This is a genomic window from Bartonella sp. AC158YNML (assembly GCF_042196725.1).
In the GTDB taxonomy this organism is placed as follows: Bacteria; Pseudomonadota; Alphaproteobacteria; order Rhizobiales; family Rhizobiaceae; genus Bartonella.
Genome location: NZ_JBHIQU010000033.1, coordinates 1,690 through 6,007, shown reverse-complemented (window position 1 = coordinate 6,007; position 4,318 = coordinate 1,690). Strand labels below are relative to the sequence as shown.

Sequence of the window (4,318 nt, the reverse complement as noted above, 5' to 3'; positions counted from 1 at the left end):
CATTTAAGCCGCCTTTTGGGAAGAGCGCCTAGTGAAGCGGAATTGTATTTAGCCCATCAACAAGGGGCAGGAGGAGCCGCGCGGCTTCTTCAAAATCCCCATGCCAATGCGGCGCAAATTGTTGGGAGCAATGCGGTTGGTTTGAATGGTGGAAACAACGCTATGCGTGCAAGTGATTTTGTCAACCGTGTATTACAGATGTATGGGGGGCAGCCTTATAGAGCAAGTCCTATAGCACAGAGAAGTTTTGGCAATAGAGACAACATGTTAGAGGTTTTACGGGCATTATTAGCATCACAATTAGCATCGCAAGAAGAGTCTTCGGAAGAAGAAGAGAGTGATGAAGATGATAACCCTTTGATGACGCCCTTCATGCGGGCATTTTACGGACCGTTTTACCGAAATTAGGATTCACGAGAGATGTCGACGATTTATGATTGGTCGCTTAGAGCGGCGGATAATACACGTTGTGATGCTTCAATTGATTGGTCAGAGGGACAGCATCCTAGCAGTGTGAACACAAGCGCCCGTGTGATGATGCAGCGCGTAAAGGAATACTTGTCAGACACGGGTGGAGAGCTTGAAGGGATTGTTACCAATGATCATGTCCAACAAACGAGTGTGATAAGACTTGCAAGCACTTCACAGTTTTTAGAGTATAAGAATGGTATCGTTTTGCGCTTTATGGCGACGGGTAAGAATGTTGGAGCAACCACGATTGTCTTAAATTCTTTAGATGGCAAGCCGGTTTATAAAGCAACGGAATTAGGGGTTGGTCCTTTATCAGGGGGCGAAATCCAACAAGGGTGTGTTTATACATTGGTTTATAATGGAGATCATTGGCATCTCGTTAATCCTACCCCACTCCCTTTAGAAGAAGAAGAAAGCAGTCTTTATCCTACTGGATTTATAGGAACGTTTGGCATGCGCGGGATTCCAAAGGATTGGTTAATTTGCGATGGGAAGGCTTATTTGCGTCGTGATTATGGTGATTTATTTGCGACGATAGGCACGGTTTGGGGAGAAGGAGATGGTGTAGAAACCTTTAATGTTCCAGATTTACGAGGGATGTTTTTACGGGGATTTGATGGTGGCAGTAATTTAGACCCCCATCGTAGGCTTGGAAGTATTCAAACAGATTCAATCCAGTCTCACCAGCATGAAGGTCAGGCTCTTTCAATGCCCCATTTTACTAGTAATGAAGACTTTTGGGATGGGAATACGACAGATGTGTTGGGCTATCGTCTAGGCTTGTTTGGGGGTGGTTCTTTAGCGAATTTTATGGGCATAGAGCGTGAGAATTTAGGGGGCTATATTGTAGAGCCCTATACCCTTGATGAAGGGGAGAATGTTGTTTTGAAAAGCACGGGAGAAGGAGAGACGCGCCCCGTGAATGTTTCTGTCCTATTTGCGATTAAGACATGAGGTTGAGATGTCAACGATCTATGATTGGTCGCTTAGAGCGGCGGATAATACGCGTTGTGATGCTTTAATTGATTGGTCAGAAGGGCAGCGTCCAAGCAGCGTGAATAACAGCGCTCGTGTGATGATGCAGCGTGTGCGTGAATATTTATCGGATACGAGTGGTGTGATTGAAAGCACTTTTACGGTTGATACTGAACAACAGACAACGTTGATAAGACTTGAAAGTCAAACGGCATTTTTAGCGTATAGGAATGGGATAGCGCTTTGTTTTAAAGCGAAGGGTAAGAATGTTGGGGTAACCACAATTGCTTTGAATGCTTTAGCCGCTCAACCTGTTTATAAGGCAACAGAATTAGGCATTCGTGCTTTATCGGGAGGGGAGTTTCAAAAGGGATGCATTTATAGCTTGATTTATAATGGAACTGGTTGGCAGGTTTTGAACCCTACGCCGGTTTCTTTACCGCAAGGACCGGTTATACCTGTTTGTCCACCAGGGACAATAGGGGCTTTTGGGATGCAAGTTTTACCGAAAGGCTGGTTGTTATGTGATGGAAAGGCTTATTTGCGCAGTGAGTATAGGGCTCTTTATGAAGCGATAGGGATCAGGTGGGGGAGCATTGATGATTATAGCAAGTTTCATGTTCCCGATTTGCGTGGCGTTTTTTTGCGTGGTGTTGATGATGACCGCGAGATAGACCGCTTTCGTTATTTGGGTACTTTTCAAAATGACGCTATGAGAAAGCATGATCATAGTGGTCAAACCTTTACGATTTTTAATGCTGAAAATCAGGAGGAGAGTTGGCATGGTGATATGACGATCATATGGGGATATATGCTTAATGACCAGCAAAGGTTGAAGCTCGCCGAACGTTTGGGCGTGAGAGCAGAGGATATACGGGTTCATCATAAGCTCGCCTTTCCCCATACACACATTCATATGCGTGATGTTTCAGTAGCAAGTTTTGGAGAACATGAGACACGCCCGGTTAATATGAGTGTTGTGTTTGCGATTAAGACGTGAGGTTAAGATGTCGACGATTTATGATTGGTCTTTAAGTGCATCCGAGAATGGTGGTGCGGATGATCTGATTAATTGGTCAGAAGGACAACATCCAAACACAGTCAACAACAGTGCACGTTTTATGATGCAGCGAGTGCGTGAGTATTTATCGGATATGGGGGGTGTGATTGAAGCGGTTGTTACGGTTGATGATAAACAAAAAACGAGTGCGATACGTCTTCAAAGTCAAATGGCATTTTTAGCGTATAAGAATGGGATATCGCTTTGTTTTAAAGTGAAGGGTAAGAATGTTGGGGCGACAACGATTGCGTTGAATAATTTAGCCGGCAAGCCCGTTTATAAGGCAACAGAAACTGGTTTATTAGCTTTATCGGGAGGAGAGTTACAAAATGACTGTTTGTATAGGATTGTGTATGATGAAGCTCTCACGGGTTGGCAAGTTCTCAATCCTACAAGGGAAAAAGTTACTTCCTTAAAACGTTTACCGTCAGGTCTGATAGGACCTTTTGCAATGGAACGCTTGCCGGATGATTGGTTAGCATGTGATGGGAAGGCTTATCCGCGGCTTGTCTATTGGGATTTATTTTGTGCGATAGGGACGACGTGGGGAGAAGGAGATGGCATTTCGACGTTTAATGTTCCAGATTTACGGGGGATGTTTTTACGGGGCATGGATTATGAGCGCAATCTAGACCCTTGGCGTTCTTTTGCAAGTCAGCAAGCTTGTTCTTTAAAAGCACATGAGCATTTTATAGGTCCCGCCTCTTCTGATGGTCGTTCTTCACGGAAAAGACGGGATGTTTCTTCTTCTGAAGTTTCTTTGCAAAGGCGAAAGAGATCTGTAGACGAAGAGTGTGTAGGTTTGAGTGGTGATAGCTTAGAGGAATGTAATCAAGAATTTGACCACATAGCAGGAATTCCACAACCAGAGGTTCCATTTTGGTTCACAGATCAGGACAAACCGCCCCGTTTGCCTTGGTTTATCAGAAGCCCTTTTGCTAATTTTTTATATCATTCGACCCCTATAAAAGAGGGTGTTCATGACCAAGCACATCATGACCATCATCTTATGTCGGAGACGTTTGGAGGCGTTGAAACGCGCCCCGTTAATGTGAGTGTAGTTTATGGAATAAAGACATGAGGAGTTGAAATGTCATTAAAACCGTTTGCGATATCAGAGCTTAGCGACCCGTCTCAAGTACGGGTTGTTTTGTATTCTGGGAGTAGTTTTGTCCATGCGCCGCTTAATGGCGTTTTTGATTTACTGAAAGCCGCTTTGAAAACAGAGTTTGATGGTTCACTGAAAGATTTAGAGAAGCGCTTAGAGACCTTAAGAGAAGAGCTTGAAGATTTGAAAGAGTGTTCATTGGATGAATCCCTCTGAATGAAGGAATAAAGCAGATGAAGATACCCGATCATAGTCATGAATATTTGATACCTGTTGCAACGAAAGAGGAAATCAGAGAAGGGACTTCGCAAGATAGCGTTGTTGTTCCAAAGCTTTTAGGAACAGCCTCTTTGTATTCGTATGAAACTTTTGCACCGTTAGAACAGGTTGTTAATGCAAGGCAAGAAGCAGAAAAAGCCATGGCGCGTGCAAATGGAGCCCAACAGGTTGCAGAAGAGGCGAAAAAAGTATCGGAAAGAGCGCTTAGCGAAGTTACCAAAACGGGTGAAGCGGTTACAACAGCAACAACAACGGCTAATCTTGCAAAAGATACAGCGGATACAGCCAAGGGATTAGCCGAAGAAGCCAAGAGTGCATCTGAAGCCGCCAAGCAAATGGCAGAAGATGCGAAGGCAGGATTTGATAGAGCTACAGGGGAAATAAGTGGTACGAAAGGTTCATTGGCTACGGCATTGCAAAGTTTT

4 protein-coding genes and 2 pseudogenes are annotated in these 4,318 nt (G+C 44.2%); all 6 read left to right on the top strand.

What is annotated here, in order from left to right; genetic code table 11:
* Positions 1-408, top strand: a pseudogene (locus ACFIM1_RS08770) (lytic transglycosylase); the annotation flags it as partial.
* A gap of 12 nt (positions 409-420) precedes the next feature.
* The gene (locus ACFIM1_RS08765) at positions 421-1,425 is read left to right on the top strand and encodes a phage tail protein (protein WP_375609755.1); all 1,005 of its coding nucleotides are present in this window, start codon (positions 421-423) and stop codon (positions 1,423-1,425) included.
* Between the two features lie 7 nt (positions 1,426-1,432).
* Positions 1,433-2,446, top strand: a complete 1,014-nt coding sequence (locus tag ACFIM1_RS08760; RefSeq protein ID WP_375694625.1) for a phage tail protein — start codon at positions 1,433-1,435, stop codon at positions 2,444-2,446.
* Positions 2,447-2,453: 7 nt separating this feature from the next.
* Complete coding sequence (locus ACFIM1_RS08755) at positions 2,454-3,587, top strand: phage tail protein (RefSeq protein ID WP_375609799.1); 1,134 nt, start codon at positions 2,454-2,456, stop codon at positions 3,585-3,587.
* Between the two features lie 9 nt (positions 3,588-3,596).
* A complete protein-coding gene (locus tag ACFIM1_RS08750; protein ID WP_375608916.1) occupies positions 3,597-3,830 on the top strand; it encodes a hypothetical protein in 234 nt (77 codons plus the stop codon).
* A gap of 17 nt (positions 3,831-3,847) precedes the next feature.
* Positions 3,848-4,318 (top strand): annotated as a pseudogene (locus tag ACFIM1_RS08745) (hypothetical protein); the annotation flags it as partial.